This window comes from Vibrio sp. 1727 (assembly GCF_033344415.1).
Taxonomy (GTDB): Bacteria; Pseudomonadota; Gammaproteobacteria; order Enterobacterales; family Vibrionaceae; genus Vibrio; species Vibrio alginolyticus.
The window spans coordinates 1-581 of record NZ_JAWPOT010000479.1 but is presented as its reverse complement, the minus strand read 5'-3'; the positions used below and the strand labels follow the sequence as shown (position 1 = coordinate 581).

The following is a 581-nucleotide window of genomic DNA, read 5'->3' as shown; positions in this document are numbered from 1 at the left end:
CATCACTTAAATCTATCGAACTACATCAACCATTTGCCAATGGGTAAAGATACTGCAGATTTCTCAACGCAAGATGCATCAGGTTCAACATCGCAAGCGGCTTGGTTACAAGAATCTATCGAAGCCGGTGCAACATCACTGCTGATAGATGAAGACACATCTGCAACTAACTTTATGATTCGTGATGAGCGTATGCAGGCACTTGTGGCAAAAGGCGATGAGCCAATCACACCGTTGGTTGACCGTATCGGTCAATTACGTGATGAACTCGATATCTCTACTATCATCGTTATGGGTGGCTCTGGGGATTACCTAGATGTGGCGAATACCGTTATTCAGATGCATGACTACCAAGCGGTCGACGTGACTGAAAAAGCAAAACAAGTGATTGCGCAGCACCCTACTCAGCGCCATAACGAATCAGAAGAGAGCTTACAAACTTTCCGACCACGCGCACTAAACCGCGTGGCTCTTATGAATATATTGACTGACGGTAAATTCCGCGTAAGTGCAAAAGGCAAAGACTCACTGCGTTTTGGTAAAGAATTTACTAACCTTAGTGCGCTAGAGCAGATTGAGTC

1 protein-coding gene is annotated in these 581 nt (G+C 45.1%); it reads left to right on the top strand.

Annotation, left to right across the window (positions count from 1 at the left end; translation table 11 throughout):
• A partial coding sequence (locus tag R8O10_RS26465) for a P-loop domain-containing protein (RefSeq protein ID WP_318192131.1) occupies positions 1–581 on the top strand: 581 nt, incomplete at both ends.